Raw genomic sequence first — 20823 nt, forward strand, 5'->3', positions numbered from 1 at the left:
CACTGGCAAGCGCCTCGATAGACGTGGTAGCTTTCTTCATGGTGTTGCTCTCCATTCAGGATTGAACACCCCGAGCCTACGGCTCGAGGAGAGCAACGCCAACCTCACTCCAATTTTCTACATTGAGCGGGACATCCCCTCCCAAACTTAAATCACTTATGGAACTAAATGGCGGTGTACATAGATATTTTTTGACGGGCGAAGAGGAAGTTCAAGCGTTTCAGCGCAACGAGTTCATTCGGATGCACAACTCAACACTGTGCAAAATTGGATTTTTTTATTCTGTAATCAGAAAACTCTTGAGTGGCAAGTTGCACACCGCGTCTCGTGGGATTGGTATTGCCCTTGATAAAATGTTTGAAAGTAGATCCGCTAAAGCAGTCGGCTTCCTGGGAACTATAGTCACGATTGGAGTTGGGTTGTGGCAAGCCGGACTCTGGCTTGGCTACCCATAAGTAGGTTTTCAAATATCCAACCCCTCCTCGCTCACAAACTCCGCCCGTTCCGAGATGAAGTTGAACCGCTCCTCGGGCTTGTTGCCCATGAGCTGTTCGATGGTCTTGGCGGTGGCGGCGCGTTGGGCGTCTTCCAGGGTCACGCGGAGGAGATGGCGCTTCCTCGGGTCCATGGTGGTTTCCTTCAACTGCGATGGCAGCATTTCGCCGAGGCCCTTGAAGCGGCTCACTTCCACCTTGGCGCGGCCGCTCATCTCTGTCCGCATCAGTTCCTCGCGGTGCTTTTCGTCGCGCGCATAGGCGACCTTGGGGCCCTGCGCCAGCTTGTAGAGCGGGGGAACGGCCAGGTAGAGGTGGCCCTGGTCGATCAGCAGCGGCATCTGGCGGTAGAAGAAGGTCATCAGCAGGGAGGCGATGTGGGCGCCGTCAACGTCGGCATCGGTCATGATGATGATCTTGTCGTAGCGGAGATCATCCTCGCGGTATGAGGCGCCCGTGCCTGCGCCCAGCGCCTGCACGAGGTCGGCCAGCTGCTGGTTTCCGGCCAGCTTGTCCTTGGTGGCGCTCGCCACGTTGAGGATCTTGCCGCGCAACGGCAGCACGGCCTGGTTCTCGCGGTTCCTCGCCTGCTTGGCGGAGCCGCCGGCCGAGTCCCCTTCCACGATGAAGAGTTCGGAGCCGTCCTTCTGCGTGGCCGAGCAATCCGCCAGCTTGCCGGGGAGCCGCAGCTTCCGCACGGCGGACTTGCGGCCCACTTCCTTTTCCTGCCGCCTGCGGATGCGCTCCTCCGCGCGGTCGACGATGAAGTTCAGCAGCCGGTCGGCCTGCGCCGGGTGTCCGGTGAGCCAATGGTCGAAATGGTCGCGCACCGCGTTTTCCACAATGCGCATGGCCTCGACGGTGGCGAGCTTGTCCTTGGTCTGGCCCTGGAACTCAGGCTCGCGGATGAAGACCGAGAGGAGTGCGCCCGACGAGGTCATCACGTCATCCGCCGTGACGATCGATGCGCGCTTGTTGTTTGACAGCTCGGCATAGTTCTTGAGCGAGCGGGTGAGGGCCGTGCGGAGCCCCTGCTCATGCGTGCCGCCCTCGGGCGTGGGGATGGTGTTGCAATAGGACGACGAGAAGCCATCCTCGCCGCCGAACCAGGCCACCGCCCATTCCACCGTGCCGTGGCTGCCTTCCTTCTCCACGCGGCCTGAGAAGATCTCGTCCACCACGCGGGTGTGGCCGTTGAGGCGCTCCTCAAGGAAGTCCTTCAGGCCGCCGGGGAAATGGAGCACCGCCTTCTCCGGCGTCTCCTTGTCCTTGATGAGGGACGGGTCGCAGGACCAGCGGATCTCGACGCCGCCGAAGAGATAGGATTTCGACCGCGACATCTTGTAGAGCCGCGCCGCGAGGAAGGTGGTGTTGCCCTTGCCGAAGATCTGCTCGTCCGGGTGGAAAGAGACCCTGGTGCCGCGCCGCCCTGAGACCTTGCCGAGGCTGGCGAGCTTTCCCGTTGGCTTGCCGCGCCGGAATTCCTGCCGGTAGAGCTGCTGGCCGCGTGCCACCTCCACGATCACATGGTCCGAGAGCGCGTTGACGACCGAGACCCCGACACCATGGAGTCCGCCGGAGGTTTCATAGGCGCCCGAGTCGAACTTGCCGCCCGCGTGCAGCGTGGTCATGATGACTTCGAGCGCCGACATGTCCTTGAACTTGGGGTGCGGGTCCACGGGGATGCCGCGGCCATTGTCGGTGACGGTCAGGTAGCCATCGGCGGCGTAATGCACCTCGATCCATGTGGCGTGGCCCGCCACCGCCTCGTCCATGGCATTGTCGAGCACTTCGGCGAAGAGGTGATGCAGCGCCTTCTCGTCGGTGCCGCCGATATACATGCCGGGGCGGCGGCGAACGGGCTCCAGCCCCTCCAGCACCTCGATGTCGGCGGCGGTATAGCTCTCCTCGCCGCGCGATTTCGCGGAGACCCTGGGCGCGGCGGCGGGTTTCGCGGCGGCAGGCAGGTCATCGAAAAGGCTGGCGGCTTTGGCGGTCTTTGCCATTTTTTGTTCCCGAATCGTTTCAGACCAGTATGGCGATACAGGCCCGGCTCCACAATTGGCGCGGCTTGTACCACGGCGATCGAGGCCAAAGTCAGGCGGAAGCAAGTCTTGACATTCTGCTGCGCCATCGGCCTGCATGGGGGATGCCTGACACTGTGCTCATCGCCAACAAGCCCTTCTGGGCGCGTATTCTTGCCCCGTTCTGGGTGATCGAGACAGGGTCAGGGCTGGTCTTCGCCTGGGTGGGTTCAAGCTGGCTGGGGGGAGAGGAAAATGGCGTCGCCTGGGTGCTGATCGCGGGAGGACTGCTGCTGGCGGTGGCGGGGGTGATCATGGCCAGGCTTTCGTGGCGGGTGGCGCGCTTGGCGGACGCTGCGCTGGAGCTCTCGGACGCAGGATTGCTGGACCGGCGGCTTTCGCCGGACCTGATCCCGTGGGAGGCGATCGCCTGGAAAGTCGTCTTCAACGGCCGTTCCTACAGTCTGCAGTTCGACCTCACCGAGCCGCAGCGCTCAGGTCTCGCAGTCTATTGGGATCAGAAGCTCGTGGGGCGGTTCAACCGCCTCTTCGGGTTTCCGGAATTCACGGCCGTGACCTTGGGTACTGGCCTTACCGCCCATCATCTCGGCGAGTGCTTCAGCCAGTTCAGGCCCGAAACCCGCCGCTGATGAATGGCATCGTGCGGCGCGGAAGGCTACCTTGACATTGCTCTGGCCTCGGTGTTTCCTCTCAGCAATAAAAGTTGCCTCTCAGAAAACGACTCAAATGGGGTGGGCCTGCTCGCTGGGGGGAAAACAATAAGGCGGGCCCTGTGGAGGAAACACTACAATGGGCGACAATCTGAGTACGGTGAATGTCATCTTCACCGAGTTCTACTACTGGGTCACCGTCGTGTTCATGTTCCTTATCCATGTGGGGTTCTGCATGTATGAAGTGGGCGCATCGCGGCGGCGCAACCATATGCACACGCTGATGAAGAACACCATGGCGATCCCGCTCGTCACGGTCACGTTCTTTTTCTTCGGCTGGTGGATATACTTCGCGTTCCCCACCGGATTCTACTGGGTCACTTTCGTCAGCGACGCGCTGTTCTACGATCCCAACAAGGTCGCCTCGCCGTGGAGCCCGCTGATGGGCGCGCGCCTTTCCGGCGCCAACGCCAACGACATCGCCGCCGGCATTACGGCGGACCCCGCCGATCTCAATGGATCGCCGGTCTGGCACCGCCTCAATGGCGTATTCTGGGCAGCCTTCCTCCTGTTCTCGATCACCACGGCCTCGATCGTCTCGGGAGCGGTCATCGAGCGTATCAGGTCCGGCGCCTTCTGGCTCATCGCCGTGCTCCTGGGCTCCGTGCTTTGGATCACCGACGCGGCCTGGGGCTGGAGCGCCGGCGGCTGGATGGTCAAGTATCTTGGCTACCATGATGCCTATGCTTCCGGCGTCGTCCATGCCATCGCGGGCGGTGCCGCCCTCGCGACGCTGATCGTGCTCGGGCCGCGCATCGCCAAGTTCCGCGCCGACGGAACCCCACGCGAAATCCCGCCGCACAATCCGTGGCTGGTGACGATCGGGCTGTTCCTGATCTACACCGGCTTCTGGGGCTTCTACGCCGCCTGCAACATTCCGATGATCGCGCCCGCGACGATCGCCGGCCAGATCACGGGCGAGACCTGGACCACGACCAACATCTACCTCACGCCGACATCGCTTTCCGCCATCACCTTCAACTTCCTGATGTCGCTCTCCGGCGGCATGATGGCGGGTTACATCTTCTCCAAGGGCAATGCCTTCTGGACCTATTCGGCGGGCTTGTGCGGCATCATCGGCGCATCGGCCGGCAATGACCTGTATCATCCGATTCAGGCCATGCTGATTGGCGCCATCGTACCCTACATCGCCTACAAGCTGCACTACTGGGTGGAGCGCCGCTTCAAGATCGACGATGCGGTGGGCGCTGTCGCCGTTCATGGCTATGGCGGTTTCCTCGGCGTGGTCATCGCCGGATTCATGTTGTGGGGGCAGCCTTCATCGCCTTACGAGGGCTTCGCGACGATCAGTCCGTGGGGCAACTTCATCGGCGCCTGTATCATGTTCTTCCTGGGCTTCATCCCGGTCTACATCCTGGCGAAGGTGCTCAACGCCTTCGGCATGCTGCGGGTGCCGCGCAAGGTGGAACTCGAAGGCCTCGATTTCGCGAGCCAGCGCGAATACGAGAAGGCCGTTGCCGAAGTCATCGAAACCGAACGCGCCTTGGTCAAATAAAGGATCACAAACATGTCAACCAATGGAATCACGAGCTGGGCTGTCGATCTGAAGGACATCGGCGCCATCTATCCGTTCCAGGGCACGGAAGTGCTACTGGTCATTGTAGGGCTTACCTTTTGGGTCTGGTTTCACGTTTATCAGTTCCGCCAGGAGAACGCCGAGATCGCATTGGAACTCGAGGCAGACAAGCGCGGCGACGCGGCGAAGAGGCTGATCGACAACTACTGACGTTACTCAACGGCGAAACAGTCCGGGGCATCCCGCAAGGGGTGCCCCGTTCTTGTACAAACGCATCGCCAGGAAAGATTCGGCTGTTCAAGCGAGGTTCCGAACGCTATATGCGCGCCTCCTTCGTTCACCTTCAAACACAGGAGTTCCGATGAAATGACCAACTGGCCCGTGCACGCCGCGTGGAATGGCCCCATTGTAGTGATCGGCTTCGGCTCGATCGGTAGGGGCACGTTACCGCTGATCTTGCGCCACATCAAATGCGACCCGAGACAGATCACGGTTATCGACCCCGACGCGTCCCGCAGCCAGCTGGCTGAAAAGCAAGGTGCTTCCTTCATCCGGGAAGCGATCACGCCAAAGAATTACCGGCGTGTGCTGAAGCCCTTGCTGAGCGCAGGCCCCGGCCCTGCCTTCATCGTCAACCTGTCCGTCGATGTCGACAGCGTGGCCATCATGCGTCTCGCGCGCGAGGCGGGCGCGCTTTACATCGACACCGTCGCCGAGCCCTGGGCCGGGTACTATGACAATCCCAATGCCACCCACGGTGAACGCACCAACTATGTGCTGCGCGAAGGGCTGCTGGCGGCAAAGCGCGAGCTGGGGCCCGGCCCCACCGCCGTATCGTGCTGCGGCGCCAATCCCGGCATGGTGTCGTGGTTCGTGAAACAGGCGCTGATGGACATCGCCGCCGCGACCAAGGTCAAGTCAGCCGAACCGAAGACCCGCGAAGGCTGGGCCAAGCTGATGAAGCGGCTGGGCGTGAAGGGCATCCACATCGCCGAGCGTGACACGCAACGCGCCAAGGTGCCGAAGCCCTTCGGAACCTTCATCAACACATGGTCGGTCGAAGGCTTCATCGCGGAAGGCTTGCAGCCCGCCGAACTCGGCTGGGGCACGCACGAGAAGAAGCTGCCGCCGCTTGCCAAAAGGCACAAGACGGGCTGCGGCGCGGCCATCTACATCGAGCGGCCCGGTGCGGACACGCGGGTGAAGACGTGGACACCGACGGAGGGCGCGCATTTCGGATTCCTCGTCACCCACAACGAGGCAATCTCGATCTCGGACTACTATACCGTCCGCGAAGGCCGGAAGGCGGTCTACAGGCCGACCTGCCACTATGCCTATCATCCGTGCAACGATGCCATTCTCTCCTGGCACGAGTTGTTGGGTGCGGGCGGCAAGCGCCAGAAGCACTGGAACATCCTCGACGAATCCGAGATCGCGGATGGCCGAGACGAATTGGGCGTCCTGCTCTACGGCCACAAGAAGAATGCCTACTGGTTCGGCTCGCAGCTTTCCATAGAGGAAGCACGCAAGCTCGCGCCCTACCAGAGCGCCACGGGACTGCAGGTGACCTCGTCCGTGCTCACCGGCATGGTCTGGGCCATCGAGAACCCGGACGCCGGTATCGTCGAGACTGACGAAATGGACTACAAGCGCTGCTTGGAAATCCAGAAGCCCTATCTGGGGCCTGTGCGCGGTGTCTACACGGAGTGGACGCCGCTGCAGTCGACGGGTGAACTCTTCGCCACCGACCTCGACCGGCGTGACCCCTGGCAGTTCCAGAACATTCTCGTGCGCTGACCGGAAACGAACAGAATGGCCGGGTGTAACGCCCGGCCATCGCCATATTCGCAGGTCATGGAGGGATGACCCACGATGAGGCTATGTTTCGAAGCATGACAACGATTCGCGCGCTCGCCTCCCTCATCGCGGCCACATGGTTTGCAACGTCCCTCTCCATCGCGGAGGCGAGGCACGGCATCGCCATGCATGGCGACCCTGCGCTGCCAGCAGATTTCAAGAACCTGCCATATGTAAATCCCGACGCCCCACAGGGCGGGCAATTGCGGCAGGCGATCACCGGCAGCTTCGACAGCGTGAACCCTTTCATCGTGAAAGGCAGCGCCGCGACGAATGTGCGGACCTACGTGTTCGAAAGCCTTCTGGGCCGGAACTGGTCGGAACCCTTCTCGCTCTATGGCTTGCTGGCGGAATCGATCGATGTTTCCGATGACCGCCAGACCTTCACCTTCAGGCTGAGGCCCGAGGCAAAGTTCTCCGATGGCACGCCCGTTACCGCCGCCGATATCGTGTTCTCCATGGAGACGCTTCGCGACAAGGGACGGCCCAACTTCAAGAGTTCCTACTCCAAGATCAGCAAGGTGGAGACCCCGGACGAGCGCACCGTGATCTTCACGCAGGAGGGCGGCGACCGCGAACTGCCGCTCATCGTCGGCGTCATGCCCATCCTGTCCAAGGCTTTCTGGGAAGGGAAGAGCTTCGACCAGACCACGCTCGACCCGATCACCGGTTCCGGCCCTTATGTGATCGCAGAGGTGAAGGCGGGCGAAGCGATCATCTTCCGGAAAGACCCTGATTACTGGGGCAAGGATCTTCCGCTCCAGAAGGGGCTGTGGAACTTCGACGAGGTGCGCTTCGACTATTACCGCGATGCCAATGCCGCATTCGAGGCGTTCAAGTCGGGACTGGCCGACGTCCGGATCGAGGGCGACCCGACCCGCTGGGCCACGGGCTATGACTTCCCGGCGGCAAAAGACGGCAAGGTGACGATGGAGAAGGTGGAGCAGAAATCGCCCGCTCCGGCGGCCGGTTTTGCCTTCAACACTCGCCGCAAGATCTTCGAGGACCCGCGTGTGCGCGAGGCGCTTGTCATGGCCTTCGATTTCGAGTGGGCCAACGCCAACCTGTTCTCGGGCGCCTACAAGCGCACCTATGGATATTACTCCGGCTCGGAACTCTCTTCGCAGGGCAAGCCTGCTGACGAGATGGAGAAGACCATTCTGGGAGACGCGGCTGCGAAACTCCGGCCCGACTTTCTGGATGGGACCTATCAGCTTCCGGTGAGCGATGGCTCCGGCCGCGACCGCAAGGTTCTCCGCAAGGCCGTGGGGCTGCTGGCAGAGGCTGGCTGGACGGTGACCGACGCAGGCCTCACCAACGCGGCGGGAGAGCAATTCGCCTTCACCATCTCGGTGCAGAACAAGGATCAGGAGCGGATCGCGCTGCACTACCAGCGCACGCTGAGGAACATCGGCATCAGCATGGATGTGAGGCTGGTGGACTCGGCACAGTTCGCCGCCATTCAACGGACGTATGACTATGACATGATCCCGGCGACGTGGTTCAATTCGCTGTCGCCCGGCAATGAGCAGATGCTCTACTTCGGCTCCGAAGGCCGGACCGTCGAAGGCACGCGCAACTATCCCGGCATCGCGGACCCCGCCGTCGATGCCGCCATAAAGGCCATGCTCAACGCCAAGTCCCGCGAGGAGTTCGTGGCGGCTGTCCATGCCGAGGACCGGTTGCTGATGTCGGGCTTCTACACGGTACCGTTCTTCGATGCGGGCGGCCAGTGGGTCGCGCGGTGGAACTATATCGGCCGCCCCGACGTGCAACCCCTTCCCGGCTTCGAGGCAACGGCACTCTGGCGGAACCCTTGAGCTTCACGAGCGAGAGGCCGCCGGAGCGGCTCAATCTCGCGCGGCACTGTCTCTCGGGGAAACCTTCTGAGAAAACGGCCCTCATCGTGGCGGGCGCCAAGACGAAGCGCTGGACCTATGGCGCACTCGAAGATGCCGTGTTGCGTATGGGTGAGGGCTTCCGGTCACAAGGGGTGGAGCGTGGCGAGCGCCTGTTCATCCGCATGGGCAACTCGCTTGACTATGCGCTTGTTTTCCTTGCAGCAAATGCCATTGGTGCCGTGCCTATCCCGGCGTCTTCCATGCTCACGGCGATCGAGATCGGCAAGCTGCTGCAACACAGTGGTGCCCGTTTCATGGCCTGGGACGGCGAACTGGAACTGCCCGCGCTTGAAGGCTTCATCATCTTCAATCCCGACAAGCTCGCGCGTCTGAAACTCGGCCCTCCCGGCGCCTATGCCGAGACAGCGTCGGATGATCCGGCCTATCTGATCTATACATCCGGCACGAGCGGGCGCCCCAAGGGCGTGCTGCATGCCCAGCGGGCCATCTGGGGGCGTCGGCCCATGTATCAAGGCTGGTATGGCATCGGACCGGATGACGTGATGCTCCACACCGGCGCATTCAACTGGACCTACACGCTGGGGACCGGGCTGTTCGACCCCTTCGCGAATGGCGCGACGTCTGTCGTTCACATCGGAGAGCGCGACCAGCATGTTTGGGAGCGGCTTGTGAAGGACCACGGCGCGACAATTGTGGCTTCTGTTCCAGGCATTTACCGCCAATTGCTGAGAAATGGATTTAAGCCGGGCGATACGCTCCGCCACGGCCTGACGGCGGGCGAGGCGCTGGCGCTTCCCTTGCGCGATGGCTGGAACGACTCGACAAGGCTGGAGATCTACGAGGCGTTGGGCATGAGCGAAATCTCGACCTACATTTCGTCGTCACCCTCAGTTCCGGTACGGCGGGGTTCGCCCGGCAAGGCGCAGGCGGGACGTTCGATCCGCATCCTCGACGATGGCCAGATCGGAGTGCACCGGGCCGATCCGGGCCTGCTGCTCCGCTACTGGGGCGAGGAGCCCATGACGGGAGACTGGTTCGCCACCGGCGACATGGCCGATATCGATGCGGATGGATACGTCTGGTACAAGGGCCGTGTCGATGACCTGATGAACGCAGGCGGTTTCCGCGTGTCGCCGCTCGAGGTCGAGGGCGTCCTCCTCCAGCATCCCGGAGTGGCCGATGCCGGCGTGCGCGAGTGGCGGGTGTCCGAAACGGCCTCGATCATCGCGGCCTTCGTCGTCCCGCAACCTCAAGCAAATCTCAACGAAGATGGGCTACTGGCGTTTGTCAGGGACAGGCTTGCCGCCTATAAGGCGCCGAAACAGATCTGGTTCGTGACTGCGCTTCCGCGGACCGCAAACGGAAAACTCATCCGGAAAGCGCTGGAGAGACCGTAGCAATGTCCGAGCGCTTCATCATCGACGTCGTCTCCGACGTCATCTGCCCCTGGTGCTTCCTCGGCAAGCGCCGTCTCGATGCCGCACTGGCGCAGATCGACGATCTCGATGTCTTCGTGCGCTGGCGGCCTTTCATGCTCGACCCCACCATTCCGCCCGAGGGGCTGGACCGCCAGCAATACCTGTTGAACAAGTTTGGCCCTGAGCGCCTCAAGACCATCCATGACCCGCTGATCGCGGCGGGCGATGAGCTGGGCGTGCCCTACAATTTCGATGCCATCACCCGCACCCCCAACACGCTCGATGCCCACCGGTTGATCCGCTGGTCGCATACGGTGGAGCGCCAGCACGAGATGGCCGAGCGGCTGTTCATGGCCTACTGGGCGGAAGGCCAGGACGTCAGCGATCACGCCGTGCTGGCCCGCTGCGCCGGAGAGGTCGGCATCAACGCCCAGCAGATCGCCGAAATTCTCGCCACCGATCAGGACGTCGAGGAGACCAAGGCTGAAATCGCCCACGCCAGCACCATCGGCGTCACGGGCGTCCCCACCTACATCCTCGGCCAGAGCTACGCGCTGGTCGGCGCACAGTCGCCCGAGGTTCTGGCGGATGCGATTGGCCGGGTGGCAAAGGAATTGCAGGAGAGCGCCTGAGAGCCCTTTCCCGTCAGCATCGGGAAAGGTGGAAAAGCATCGAAGGCACCAGACCACCTCGCGGGACGAGGCTCTTGCAATCGACGCCATGCCGACGTTTAACTTGACCGCAAAATGGCGCGCCGCTGACATGAGCGACGACGCGAGAGGGATCGCCGGGGCAACCTGGCAGTTGCCAGTATTCCGGACGGGCCATGACACGCAAGAATCTCATCATCATCCATCGCGGCAAAGAGTACGAAACGGATTTCCTCGAAATCGCCGCCAAGGTGTTCGCGCTGGACGAGAACATCACGACGTTCTGCCTCGATTGCCGCGCGAGGCAGCAGATTCCGGAACCGGAATGGCGCTACCCCACGCTCGTGGTCTCGCTGAATTCAGTCTACAATCTGCAGGTCAAGCGGGGGCATGTGCTCAAGAACCATGCCATCGACAAGTTGGAGCAAGCCAGGCGGGCGCAAGCCGGCGGAGCGACAGCACCTCCCCTCGCGCGCTTTGTGTTCGGCATGAATCTCGATCCCATCGCGTTCGGAACCCATGTGATCCTGAAACCCATGAGCATCAACTCATCGGGAGACGGCGTTCACCTGTTCCGGAGGGCGCGGGCCGAGATGCTGCGGCCGGGCGACTTTCCCCCGCACCACCCCATCCATCACGACCCGGACGGCTATCTGGTGCAGCGCTTCATCGATACGGGCATTCATCCCGGCTGGAATCGCGTGCTCACGTTCCTGGGCGAACCAATCTACGAAACTTACGGACAACTGCTGACCGAGAGGCCCCCGCTGGACGCGCCTGACGATGTGCTCGCCAACGCGATCGTCGCCATCCAGGGCTCGGTCAGGCAGCGCAACTGGCGCGTTCAGGAGGACGTGCTTGCCGAGGCCCGCAAGATCGGAGCGGCCTTCCACGATGCGCCCCTGCTGGCGGTCGACTTCATGCGGGACCAGAAGACCGGAAGGCTGTACTTTCTGGAATGCAATCCGGGCGGCAACACCTGGCACTTCTCGTCAGACCAGGGGGGCGGCATCAATCTCAGGATGGAACTCGGCCAGGCGCACATTCACGGCGAAGCGCGGGCCCATGTGCTGGGCCGCAAGCGCATGATCGAACAGTTCGGCGCATGGGACATCTGCGCCAGGGCGCTGGTGAGAAAAGTGCATGAGCTAGCGTGTTAGCGTGAGTTCCCTTCTCCCGCGCGCAGCATGGGAGAAAGGGACCGGCCAAGTGGGTGTCAACTCTTTCCCACGGCCTCCTCAACTGCGCCTGCATCTCCGAAGACTTCAACGTGGCGGTCGCAAATCTTCTGCCAGATCGGCCTGATCGACACGTTGCGAATCCCGAAGTCACTGGCGAGTGCGGCTTCGATCTCTTCCGGCGAGTTGAGCACGGTCTTGGTCTCTCCCGTGGCGGACTTCTCGCACAAAACACGGCCCGTGATGGTCAGCAGGCTGTCCGGGCGCATCATCTCGACGGCGAGGTTCTGGACGAAGACCGACTCGGGCGACGTTTGCAGAAACCGGACCTTGGCAGCCAGCAGGCCCTCGTCGGCGGGCTCGTCGCGGAAATCGGAGGTGGCCGGGTTTCCGAAACTGTGGTTGTGGAAGCGCCAGTAGCCGTCCGGCATGTTCTCCAAGCGGAACTCAAGAGGTCCCTGCCGGAAGGTGCCCTCTTCCACCGGTATCGGCTCGCGGATTCCGTCGCCCAGTCCGAGATCGGCGACATAGGTCTTCTCCAGCCGAACCAGCAGGACCAGATGATTGCCCAGCGCACTGTCGCCACGGTCCCGCCGGTGAACGCCGCCCACGACCCGCACCACATCGAAGCCGATCTCGCGCAAGGCCCAGCCGAGCAGCCCGTTCATCTCGTAGCACCAGCCACCTCGCCGCCGCGTGACGATCTTGTCGAAGATGGCGTCGATGTCCTGTCCAACCGGCACGCCCAGTTGCACGTCCAGATTTTCGTAGGGCACGGCCAAGGCCTGACAGCGATGGATGCCGGTCAGGCACTCCAGCGTTGGAGCGACTGGCCCGCGATATCCGATACGGTCGAGGTAGGAGATGAGTTGCATGCCGGCAGCCTATCAGCAGCTTTCTCAAGCCGCCAGTTTCACCAGCGTCTGCATCAGTTGCCGCGTGCCCTTGAGGCGGTCTTCGGGGGTGGACCAGTTTCGCATGATGACGAGCTTCATGTCGGGGCGGAGCTTGGCGAGCGTTCCCTGCCCGGTGATCCATTGCACCAGCGCGCCGGGGTTGGCGAAGGCCCCGCCACGGAAGGCCATGACGGCGCCCTTTGGCCCTGAGTCCACGCTCTGCACATTGGCGGCGCGGCAGAGGAGCTTGATCGAGACCACCGCCAGCAGATGATGGACTTCCTCCGGCAGCGGCCCGAAGCGGTCGCGGAGTTCGGCGCCGAAGCCGTCGACGGCCTGCTGGTCGTGGAGGTCGGCGAGGCGGCGGTAGAGTCCGAGCCGCACCTGCAAGTCCTCGACATAGGATTCCGGAATGAGAACGGATGTGCCCACGTTGATCTGCGGCGACCATTGCCCGTCGGACTCGAGCGTGTCCTCGCCGGTGCGAAGCTGCGCCACGGCCTCCTCGATCATTTGCTGATAGAGCTCATAGCCCACTTCCTTGATATGGCCGGACTGCTCGTCGCCCAGAAGGTTTCCGGCGCCGCGCAGGTCGAGGTCGTGGCTGGCCAGCGTGAAGCCTGCGCCGAGCGAGTCGAGGGATTGCAGAACTTTCAGGCGCTTGTCGGCGGCGGCGGTCAGCGTCTTGTTGGCGGGCGTGGTAAAGATCGCATAGGCGCGCTGCTTCGAGCGCCCCACGCGGCCACGGAGCTGATAAAGCTGGGCCAGGCCGAACATGTCGGCGCGGTGGATGATGAGCGTGTTGGCGGTCGAGATATCGAGGCCGGATTCAACAATGGTGGTGGAGAGCAGCACGTCGAACTTGCGGTCGTAGAAGCCTGTCATGATGTCTTCGAGCTCGGTCGGCGGCATGCGGCCATGCGCCATGCGGAACTTCACTTCGGGCACGTTCTGCTTGAGGAAGGCAGCGATCTCGTCAAGGTCGGTCACGCGCGGCACCACATAGAAGCTCTGGCCGCCGCGGAAATGCTCGCGCAGCAGGCTTTCACGGATGATGACGGGATCGAAGGGCGTGATGTAGGTGCGCACCGCAAGCCGGTCCAAGGGCGGCGTCGTGATGAGCGACAATTCACGCACGCCCGACAAGGCAAGCTGTAGCGTGCGCGGGATGGGGGTGGCCGTCAGCGTCAGTACGTGGACGTTGGTGCGGAGTTCCTTCAGCCGCTCCTTGTGCTTGACGCCGAAGTGCTGCTCCTCGTCGATGACAAGCAGTCCCAAATCGCGGAACTTGATCGAACCCGATAGTAGCGCGTGGGTGCCGACGACGATGTCAATGTCACCTGACGTGATGCCCGCCTTCACCTGGTCGAGTTCTTTCTTAGGCACCATGCGCGAAGCCTGCGCGATGTTGATGGGGAGGCCCTTGAAGCGGTTCTGGAACGTGGCGAAATGCTGGCGCGACAGAAGCGTGGTCGGAACGACGACGGCCACCTGCTTGCCGTTCATGGCGGCGACGAAGGCCGAGCGCAGCGCCACTTCCGTCTTGCCGAAGCCGACGTCGCCGCAGACGAGGCGGTCCATCGGGCGGCCCTTCTGGAAGTCCTCGATGACCGCTTCGATGGCGGTGAGCTGGTCCTCGGTTTCCTCATAGGGGAAGCGGGCCGAAAATTCCTCGTAGGCGCCTTCGGGCGGCGGCAGCACGTCTCCCGGCTTCAGTTGGCGCGCGGCGGCTGTGCGGATCAGGCCCTCGGCGATCTTGAGGATGCGCTCCTTGAGCTTCGCCTTCTTAGCCTGCCAGGCGCCGCCGCCCAGTTTGTCAAGCTGCACGCCCTGCTCGTCGGAACCATAGCGCGACAGGAGTTCGATGTTCTCGACGGGGAGGAACAGGCGGTCGCCGCCCGAGTAGGTGAGGAACAGGCAGTCATGCGGTGCGCCCTGCACCTCGATGGTCTTGAGGCCCTCGAAGCGCCCGATGCCATGATCGACGTGGACGACAAGATCGCCGGGCGACAGGGCCGAGAGTTCGGAGATGAAGTCGGAAGCCTTCTTGGTGCGGCGGCCACGGCGGACCATGCGATCGCCCAGGATGTCCTGCTCGGCGATGATGACGAAGTCTTCCGTCTCGAAGCCTTCCTCGATCCCCAGCATGAGAAGACCCGCGATGGCCTTGTCCCAGCCGAGGAACTCGTCCCAGCTCTTGACGGAGGCCAGCGGTGCCGTGCCGTGGTCCTTCAGGATCGACTCCAGCCGTTCGCGGGAACCCTCCGTCCAGGAGGCGATGGCGACGCGGCGGCCCTTGGTGCGGATGTCGTCGGCGTGGGCCTTCACAGCTTCATAAACATTGCCGCCCTGCTGGCTGCGTTCGGCCGCGAAGCTGCGGCCGCGCCGGCCCCCGAAGGAGATGGCGTTCGAGTCCGGGCTCTCGAAAGGCGAGAACGGCAGCACCGTGTAGTTGGTCTGGATTTCCGACCATTCATCTCCGGTGAGATAGAGCGTCTCGGGCTTCACCGGCTTGTAGGGTGCCGCGCCAAAGGTTTCCTTCTTGTCGAGGCCCTCGCGCCGGGCATTGTAGAATTCCGCGATCTGCTCCTGCCGTGCGGTGGCGGATTCATCGCCCGTATGATCGAGCGTGATGACCGGGTCATCGAGGTAATCGAACAGCGTGGACAGGTGATCGTGGAAAAGCGGCAGCCAGTGCTCCATGCCCTGGTACTTCCGGCCCGCCGTGACGCTCTCGTAGAGCGGATCGTTGATGTCAATGCCGCCGAAGGCTTCGGCATAGGATTTGCGGAACCTGCCGATGGAATCGGGGTTCAACAACACCTCGTTGGCCGGGTTGAGGGTGAAGCGCTTCAGCGTCGACGTCGTGCGCTGGGATTCGGGATCGAAGCTGCGGATCGATTCCAGCGTGTCGCCGAAGAAGTCGAGCCGGACCGGCGCATCGGACCCCGGCGGGAAGATGTCGACGATGCCGCCCCGCACGGCGAAATCGCCGGGGTCGACCACCGTGCCGGTGCGCGAGAAGCCGTTTTCGCTCAGGAACGAAATCAGCTTGTCGGACCCCACACGGTTGCCCGGCGCGGCGCTGAAGGTCTGGCCCTCGATCAGACTGCGCGGCACCACGCGCTGCAAAACCGCATTCACCGTGGTGAGCAGGACGACCGGCTGCGTGATCGGCTGGAGGAGACGGGCCAAGGTCGCCAGCCGCCGCGCCACGATGTCGGCCACCGGCGACACGCGGTCATAAGGCAGGCAGTCCCAGGCGGGAAACCGCAGCACTTCCAGCTTCGGCGCGAAATAGGCGAGTTGGTCGGCGAGGATAGCAGCGCGCGCGTCATCGACCGCCACATGCACCACCACGCGCTTGCCGACGTCCTTCGCAATGAGCGGCAGGAGCATGGCATCGAGGCCCTGCGGCACGCCCGAGACGGCGGTGCGGCCCGGCAGCTTCAGGCGGGGCTTCAGTCTGGCGAGATCGATCATAGCGTGTATTCGAGGATGCGGCCGAGAAGGCCCGAGGCATGTTCGGGCGGAACCGGTTCCTGCTTCGTGGCCCAGCTCAGCATTTCCTGGTCCGGAATGTCCATGATGGCTTCAAGCTCGGCGATTTCGGCGGGCGTGAAGGCGTCGAGGTTCCGGGTGACGAAGCCGCCCAGCAGGAGGTCCATTTCCTTGATGCCACGGTGCGTGGCGCGCCACAGGAGGCGCTTGCGGCGGACGTCGATGTCGGAGGGGCTGTTCATTGCGAGCGTGTCATGCCCCAACCCCACTTGCGCCGCAACCGGTTCCCATTGAAATAGGCCCATGCGTCCACCGCTCCTCAATCCGCTTTTCGCCGGGGCTGCCGGCCTCAAGGGCATCGGCCAGAAGCTCGACAAGCTCATGGCGCCGTTCCTGCGGCCGTCACACGGAACGCCCGGCGATACGACACGGATCATCGACCTGCTATTCCACTTGCCGTCAGGCCTCGTGGACCGCCGTTTCCGCCCGCGCATCGCGGACCTGCCGCGAGACGGAGTCGTCACCATCGAGGCTCACGTCGCCAAGCATCGGCCTCCGCCGCCGATGAACAAGCGATTGCCCTATCGGGTGGATGTCTACGATGGCACGGGAATGCTGACGCTGGTGTTCTTCCACGCCTATGCGGACTCGATCAAGCGCATGCTGCCCGAGGGCGAGACGCGTTTCATCTCCGGCAAGATCGACTGGTTCAACACCGAGCCCCAGATGGCTCACCCCGACCATATCCTGACGGCGGACCAGTTCGAGAAGATGCCGCTGATCGAGCCGGTCTATCCGCTGACCGAAGGACTTTCCGGCAAGGTGCTGGTGAAAGCCATCGCCCAGGCGCTGGAGAAGCTGCCGGAATTGCCTGAGTGGCAGGACTCCGCCTTCCTGCAGCGGCACCAGTGGCCTTCTTTCGCCCAGGCCCTGAAGGCCATGCACCATCCCGAAACACCTGCCTCCGTCGGACTCGAGTCGCTGCCCCGCCGCAGGCTCGCCTATGACGAGCTTCTGGCGAACCAGCTGGCCCTGTCACTCGTGCGGGCCAACATGAAGCGAGCGGCGGGACGGAGGCTGCCGGGCACAGGCGAATTGAGGGCGAAGCTGGTCAGCGCCCTGCCCTACAGCCTGACGGGCGCGCAAACCGAAGCCATAGGCGAAATTCTGCGGGACATGGCGTCGGAGGAACGCATGCTGCGGCTCCTGCAGGGTGATGTGGGCTCGGGCAAAACGGTGGTCGCATTGCTGGCGCTTGCCGCCGCAGTCGAGAGCGGTGCCCAGGGCGCGTTGATGGTGCCGACCGAAATCCTGGCGCGTCAGCATTTCGCCACGCTGACGGCACTCTGCGAGGCGGCTGGCATCGCAGTCGCACTTCTGACGGGGCGCGAGAAAGGCAAGCCGCGCGAGGAGATTCTGGCGCGGGTCAAATCGGGCGAGATCGGAATCGTGGTGGGCACCCACGCGCTGTTCCAGGACGACGTATCGTTCCATGATCTTGGCCTCGTGGTGATCGATGAGCAGCATCGCTTTGGCGTCCACCAGAGGCTGGCGCTTCAAGCCAAGGCAGGTGGCGCCACCGACCTTCTGGTGATGACGGCGACCCCCATTCCCCGCACCCTGGCACTCACTGTCTATGGCGACATGGATGTCTCGAAGCTCACGGAGAAACCGCCGGGCCGCCAACCCATAGATACCCGCGTGATCCCCATGTCGCGGTTGAACGAGGTGGTCGAGGGACTTGGCCGTTCATTGGCGCAAGGGCATCGCGCTTACTGGGTCTGCCCACTGGTGGAGGAAAGCGAACTCGTCGACCTCGCCGCCGCGGAAGACCGCTTCACGGCCCTCGCCTTGGTCTTCAAGGGCAAGGTCGGACTGGTTCACGGCAAGATGAAGGGACCTGAGAAAGACCGCGTCATGGCCGACTTCAAGGCGGGCGCCCTGCAGCTGCTGGTCTCGACCACTGTGATCGAAGTGGGTGTGGATGTGCCCGAGGCGACTGCCATGGTGATCGAGAATGCCGAGCGTTTCGGGCTGGCACAGCTCCACCAGTTGCGTGGCCGCGTCGGGCGGGGATCGGGCAAATCGACGTGCCTGCTGCTCTATCAGGAGCCTTTGGGCGAGACGGCCAAGTCTCGGCTTTCGATCATGCGGGAGACGGAGGACGGTTTCCGCATCGCGGAGGAAGACCTGCGGCTGAGAGGTGCCGGCGAAATGCTGGGCACGCGGCAATCGGGCCTTCCGCTGTTCCGAATGGCGGACCTAGCGACGGATGGCGACCTGCTGGCCGCTGCGCGTGACGACTCGCAACTGGTGCTGAACCGCGATCCGAAGCTTCAATCCGAGCGCGGCGAGGCGCTGAAGATCCTGCTCTATCTGTTCGAGCGCGAAGAGGCGATCAGGCTGCTGTCCGCGGGCTAGGCCGTTTCAGGTTTCGGCCTTCTTCTTGCGCAGAACTTTCTTCTTCTCGGCAGGCTCGGCGGCGGGCAAGTCGGCAAACTTCACTTCTTCCTCTGGTTCCAGCGGCCGGTCAGGGAAGACGAGTCCCATGGAGATGACGAGCTTCAACCCGTCTTCGACGCTCATGTCGAGGATCTTCACTTCGCCAACATCGACAAAAAACACGTAGCCCGATGTGGGGTTGGGCGTGGTCGAGACATAGACCGCATACATTTCGCGGCCTTCCTCAAGACCAATGTGGCCGCCATCCACGTCGCGCGAAACGAAGGCGATGGACCACGCTCCCTTGCGCGGCCATTCGACGAGGCAAACATACCGGAAGGAGGCGCCCTTCTGCGAAAACAGGGTCTCGAAGATCTGCTTCGAGCCCTTGTAGATCGAGCGCACGATGGGGGTGCGGTTCAGCACCTTGTCCCACAGCCCAATGAGCGTGCGGCCCACGAGATTGGCGGCGAAGAACCCGATCAGGGTAATGGTGATCAGCGCGAAGACGAGGCCGAAGCCCGGCACGCGGACCGGCAGGTAATTGTCAGGGTTGTAGGCCGCGGGCAGGAAGGGCTTGACCCAGGCATCGAAGAGAGTCACGAACCAGTAGGTTGCCCACACGGTAATCGCGATCGGCGCCGTTATGACAAGTCCGGTGAAGAAATAGGCGCGCAACTTCCCGAAGAATGAGGTCTGTGTCTTGATTTCGACATCGACCACCTTCAGTTGGGAGCGTGTATCGGACTTTCTGGCCATGAGCGGACGAGTAGACATGATGAACCGAACATCCGCAAGGCGGAAGGGACAACAACGTTGAATGCCTTGAAACGGCCCCTCCTGCTCGGCACTGGCTGGATGTGCGTCGGCCTCGGTGCGCTGGGAATCATCATGCCACTGCTGCCGACAACGCCATTCCTGCTGCTTGCGGTCTGGGCCTTCTCGAAATCATCGCCCGAAATGGCCGAGAAGATCCGCAACCATCGGCTGGCTGGACCTTATATCCGTGACTGGCAGGACGAGGGCGTCATTCCGCTCGGCGCAAAGATCATCGCCATGTCAATGATGTCGGCCATGCTCGGCTATCTCCATTTCGGATCGGGCGCACCGGCCTGGGCTGTCATTGCAGCCGGTCTCGCGATGGCAGGCGTTGCCGCCTATATCCTCTCCCGGCCGAGCCGGCGGCGCAGCGGATAATTCAATCGTTCGAGGCTGACCGGCCGCGCTTGGCCGGATACTGGTCGTCCCAAACTTTCGCGCGGGCCTCCGCCTCGATCCGCTCGTCCTGCCCGACATTCGATTCGAGCTGGAGCGCGCGGTCGAAGATTTCGGGATTTTCTTCAGGGCGTGCGGACTGGCGGGCGAGGATGTACCACATCACGGCGCGGGTCCGGTCTCCACGGACAAGCTTTCCCTCCCAGTAGAGTTCGCCCAGATAGGCTTCGGCCGGTGCGTGGCGCTTGCGGGCGGATGCCATGAGCCATTTCAATCCCTGCTGCGGGTTCTTCTTCATGCCCTGCCCCTTGATGGACATGACGCCCAATGCGTATTGCGCGGCGGGATGCCCATAGGCGGTCGCGATCTTCATGTAGCTGCGGGCGGCGGCCTGCGGGTCGGCCTTGATGCCGGCATTCGCCGCTCCCGTGCGTTGATAGTCGGCAATGCGGATCATCGAATCGACGATGATCCGCAAACGGTTCTGGTCGTCCTCATCAGGGTCGTAGTGGTCGGCGACACGGTTGTAATAGCTGTAGGCGGTGGCATCGTCGCGCGGCACGCCCCGGCCCTGGCGGTACATGTGGCCCAGATACCAGTCGGCCACGATGTTGCCGTCGTCCGAGGAGCGGCGGAAAAGCTTGATGGCGCGGTCGTAATTCCCGTTCCGATAGGCCCGCTTGGCCTTCTTCAGATCGTCAGTCCAGAAAGGAATGCTGATTTCCGGAAGGCGCAGCTCCGGTGCCGCAGGCAGATAGGAATAGAACTCGGCAAGTGGGCCATCATCTGCAGCACGGGCACTTGCGGTGAAACCGACACTGACCAGAATCGCCGCAAGCAAAAGCCGGACAACGGCCCAGGTGCCGTCTCGTTCCAATGCCTCAACCGCCCGCGTGTTCGACACGTTGTCTCAACGCAGCCGGAAGACGTGTTTCAAGAACACGAAGCCTGAAATGATACCGGAAATACTCATCGTTTGACCGACGCCACTCTCTCATCAACTCTTCACATGACTTCG

General features: G+C 62.7%; 16 protein-coding genes. 10 read left to right on the forward strand and 6 right to left on the reverse strand.

Going from position 1 to position 20823, the window contains the following annotated elements:
• Positions 1–463: 463 nt before the first annotated feature.
• Complete coding sequence (gene parE / locus ACEW8Q_RS19095; RefSeq protein ID WP_373505653.1) at positions 464–2500, reverse strand: DNA topoisomerase IV subunit B; 2037 nt, start codon at positions 2498–2500, stop codon at positions 464–466.
• Positions 2501–2643: 143 nt separating this feature from the next.
• On the opposite strand from parE, the gene ACEW8Q_RS19100 reads away from it, so the two are divergent.
• The 8 genes from ACEW8Q_RS19100 (at position 2644) to ACEW8Q_RS19135 (ending at position 11733) form a co-directional block, all read left to right on the forward strand.
• The gene (locus ACEW8Q_RS19100) at positions 2644–3168 is read left to right on the forward strand and encodes a hypothetical protein (protein ID WP_373505654.1); all 525 of its coding nucleotides are present in this window, start codon (positions 2644–2646) and stop codon (positions 3166–3168) included.
• Positions 3169–3328: 160 nt separating this feature from the next.
• A complete protein-coding gene (locus ACEW8Q_RS19105) occupies positions 3329–4765 on the forward strand; it encodes an ammonium transporter (protein WP_373505655.1) in 1437 nt (478 codons plus the stop codon).
• Between the two features lie 12 nt (positions 4766–4777).
• On the forward strand, positions 4778–4996 hold the full coding sequence (locus tag ACEW8Q_RS19110; protein ID WP_373505656.1) for a hypothetical protein: 219 nt from the start codon (positions 4778–4780) through the stop codon (positions 4994–4996).
• Positions 4997–5152: 156 nt separating this feature from the next.
• Positions 5153–6583, forward strand: a complete 1431-nt coding sequence (locus tag ACEW8Q_RS19115; RefSeq protein ID WP_373505657.1) for a homospermidine synthase — start codon at positions 5153–5155, stop codon at positions 6581–6583.
• Between the two features lie 95 nt (positions 6584–6678).
• The gene (locus ACEW8Q_RS19120) at positions 6679–8463 is read left to right on the forward strand and encodes an extracellular solute-binding protein (protein WP_373505658.1); all 1785 of its coding nucleotides are present in this window, start codon (positions 6679–6681) and stop codon (positions 8461–8463) included.
• Positions 8460–9902 carry an acyl-CoA synthetase gene (locus tag ACEW8Q_RS19125; RefSeq protein WP_373505659.1) on the forward strand — a complete coding sequence of 481 codons (1443 nt, stop codon included), beginning with the start codon at positions 8460–8462 and terminating at the stop codon, positions 9900–9902. The genes ACEW8Q_RS19120 and ACEW8Q_RS19125 overlap by 4 nt, the downstream gene beginning before the upstream one ends.
• 2 nt (positions 9903–9904) lie before the next feature.
• Complete coding sequence (locus tag ACEW8Q_RS19130; protein ID WP_373505660.1) at positions 9905–10555, forward strand: DsbA family oxidoreductase; 651 nt, start codon at positions 9905–9907, stop codon at positions 10553–10555.
• A gap of 194 nt (positions 10556–10749) precedes the next feature.
• Positions 10750–11733 carry a hypothetical protein gene (locus ACEW8Q_RS19135; RefSeq protein ID WP_373505661.1) on the forward strand — a complete coding sequence of 328 codons (984 nt, stop codon included), beginning with the start codon at positions 10750–10752 and terminating at the stop codon, positions 11731–11733.
• A 56-nt stretch (positions 11734–11789) separates the two neighbouring features.
• Here ACEW8Q_RS19135 and ACEW8Q_RS19140 read toward each other — a convergent pair whose 3' ends face one another.
• From ACEW8Q_RS19140 to ACEW8Q_RS19150, 3 genes are read right to left on the reverse strand one after another with little or no spacing between them, the layout of a single operon-like run.
• Complete coding sequence (locus ACEW8Q_RS19140) at positions 11790–12626, reverse strand: arylamine N-acetyltransferase (protein ID WP_373505662.1); 837 nt, start codon at positions 12624–12626, stop codon at positions 11790–11792.
• A gap of 24 nt (positions 12627–12650) precedes the next feature.
• Positions 12651–16130 carry a transcription-repair coupling factor gene (gene mfd / locus ACEW8Q_RS19145; protein WP_373505663.1) on the reverse strand — a complete coding sequence of 1160 codons (3480 nt, stop codon included), beginning with the start codon at positions 16128–16130 and terminating at the stop codon, positions 12651–12653.
• The gene (locus tag ACEW8Q_RS19150; protein WP_373505664.1) at positions 16127–16453 is read right to left on the reverse strand and encodes a succinate dehydrogenase assembly factor 2; all 327 of its coding nucleotides are present in this window, start codon (positions 16451–16453) and stop codon (positions 16127–16129) included. The genes mfd and ACEW8Q_RS19150 overlap by 4 nt, the downstream gene beginning before the upstream one ends.
• Here ACEW8Q_RS19150 and recG point away from each other — a divergent pair.
• Positions 16452–18569: an ATP-dependent DNA helicase RecG gene (gene recG, locus ACEW8Q_RS19155; RefSeq protein ID WP_373505665.1), complete on the forward strand. Its 2118-nt coding sequence runs from the start codon at positions 16452–16454 to the stop codon at positions 18567–18569. The two genes, ACEW8Q_RS19150 and recG, sit on opposite strands and share 2 nt — an antisense overlap.
• A gap of 6 nt (positions 18570–18575) precedes the next feature.
• On the opposite strand, the gene ACEW8Q_RS19160 is transcribed toward recG, so the two are convergent.
• Positions 18576–19367: a DUF502 domain-containing protein gene (locus tag ACEW8Q_RS19160; RefSeq protein WP_373505666.1), complete on the reverse strand. Its 792-nt coding sequence runs from the start codon at positions 19365–19367 to the stop codon at positions 18576–18578.
• A 48-nt stretch (positions 19368–19415) separates the two neighbouring features.
• Between ACEW8Q_RS19160 and ACEW8Q_RS19165 the strand changes: the two genes are divergently transcribed.
• The gene (locus ACEW8Q_RS19165; RefSeq protein ID WP_373505667.1) at positions 19416–19787 is read left to right on the forward strand and encodes a YbaN family protein; all 372 of its coding nucleotides are present in this window, start codon (positions 19416–19418) and stop codon (positions 19785–19787) included.
• A gap of 1 nt (position 19788) precedes the next feature.
• Here the strand turns inward: ACEW8Q_RS19165 and ACEW8Q_RS19170 are convergent, their stop codons facing one another.
• Entirely contained in the window at positions 19789–20709 is a 921-nt protein-coding gene (locus tag ACEW8Q_RS19170; protein WP_373505668.1) for a tetratricopeptide repeat protein, read from the reverse strand.
• Between the last annotated feature and the right edge of the window lie 114 nt (positions 20710–20823).

This window comes from Aestuariivirga sp. (genome assembly GCF_041738905.1).
Taxonomy (GTDB): domain Bacteria; phylum Pseudomonadota; class Alphaproteobacteria; order Rhizobiales; family Aestuariivirgaceae; genus Aestuariivirga.

Bases quoted from the DNA above. Each gene is read 5' to 3' on its own strand.
- ACEW8Q_RS19105 (WP_373505655.1), top strand. From the start codon at position 3,329: ATGGGCGACAATCTGAGTACGGTGAATGTCATCTTCACCGAGTTCTAC.
- parE (WP_373505653.1), bottom strand. From the start codon at position 2,500: ATGGCAAAGACCGCCAAAGCCGCCAGCCTTTTCGATGACCTGCCTGCC.
- ACEW8Q_RS19100 (WP_373505654.1), top strand. From the start codon at position 2,644: ATGCCTGACACTGTGCTCATCGCCAACAAGCCCTTCTGGGCGCGTATT.
- recG (WP_373505665.1), top strand. From the start codon at position 16,452: ATGCGTCCACCGCTCCTCAATCCGCTTTTCGCCGGGGCTGCCGGCCTC.
- ACEW8Q_RS19120 (WP_373505658.1), top strand. From the start codon at position 6,679: ATGACAACGATTCGCGCGCTCGCCTCCCTCATCGCGGCCACATGGTTT.
- ACEW8Q_RS19110 (WP_373505656.1), top strand. From the start codon at position 4,778: ATGTCAACCAATGGAATCACGAGCTGGGCTGTCGATCTGAAGGACATC.
- ACEW8Q_RS19150 (WP_373505664.1), bottom strand. From the start codon at position 16,453: ATGGGCCTATTTCAATGGGAACCGGTTGCGGCGCAAGTGGGGTTGGGG.
- ACEW8Q_RS19115 (WP_373505657.1), top strand. From the start codon at position 5,153: ATGACCAACTGGCCCGTGCACGCCGCGTGGAATGGCCCCATTGTAGTG.
- ACEW8Q_RS19135 (WP_373505661.1), top strand. From the start codon at position 10,750: ATGACACGCAAGAATCTCATCATCATCCATCGCGGCAAAGAGTACGAA.
- ACEW8Q_RS19160 (WP_373505666.1), bottom strand. From the start codon at position 19,367: ATGTCTACTCGTCCGCTCATGGCCAGAAAGTCCGATACACGCTCCCAA.
- ACEW8Q_RS19130 (WP_373505660.1), top strand. From the start codon at position 9,905: ATGTCCGAGCGCTTCATCATCGACGTCGTCTCCGACGTCATCTGCCCC.
- mfd (WP_373505663.1), bottom strand. From the start codon at position 16,130: ATGATCGATCTCGCCAGACTGAAGCCCCGCCTGAAGCTGCCGGGCCGC.
- ACEW8Q_RS19140 (WP_373505662.1), bottom strand. From the start codon at position 12,626: ATGCAACTCATCTCCTACCTCGACCGTATCGGATATCGCGGGCCAGTC.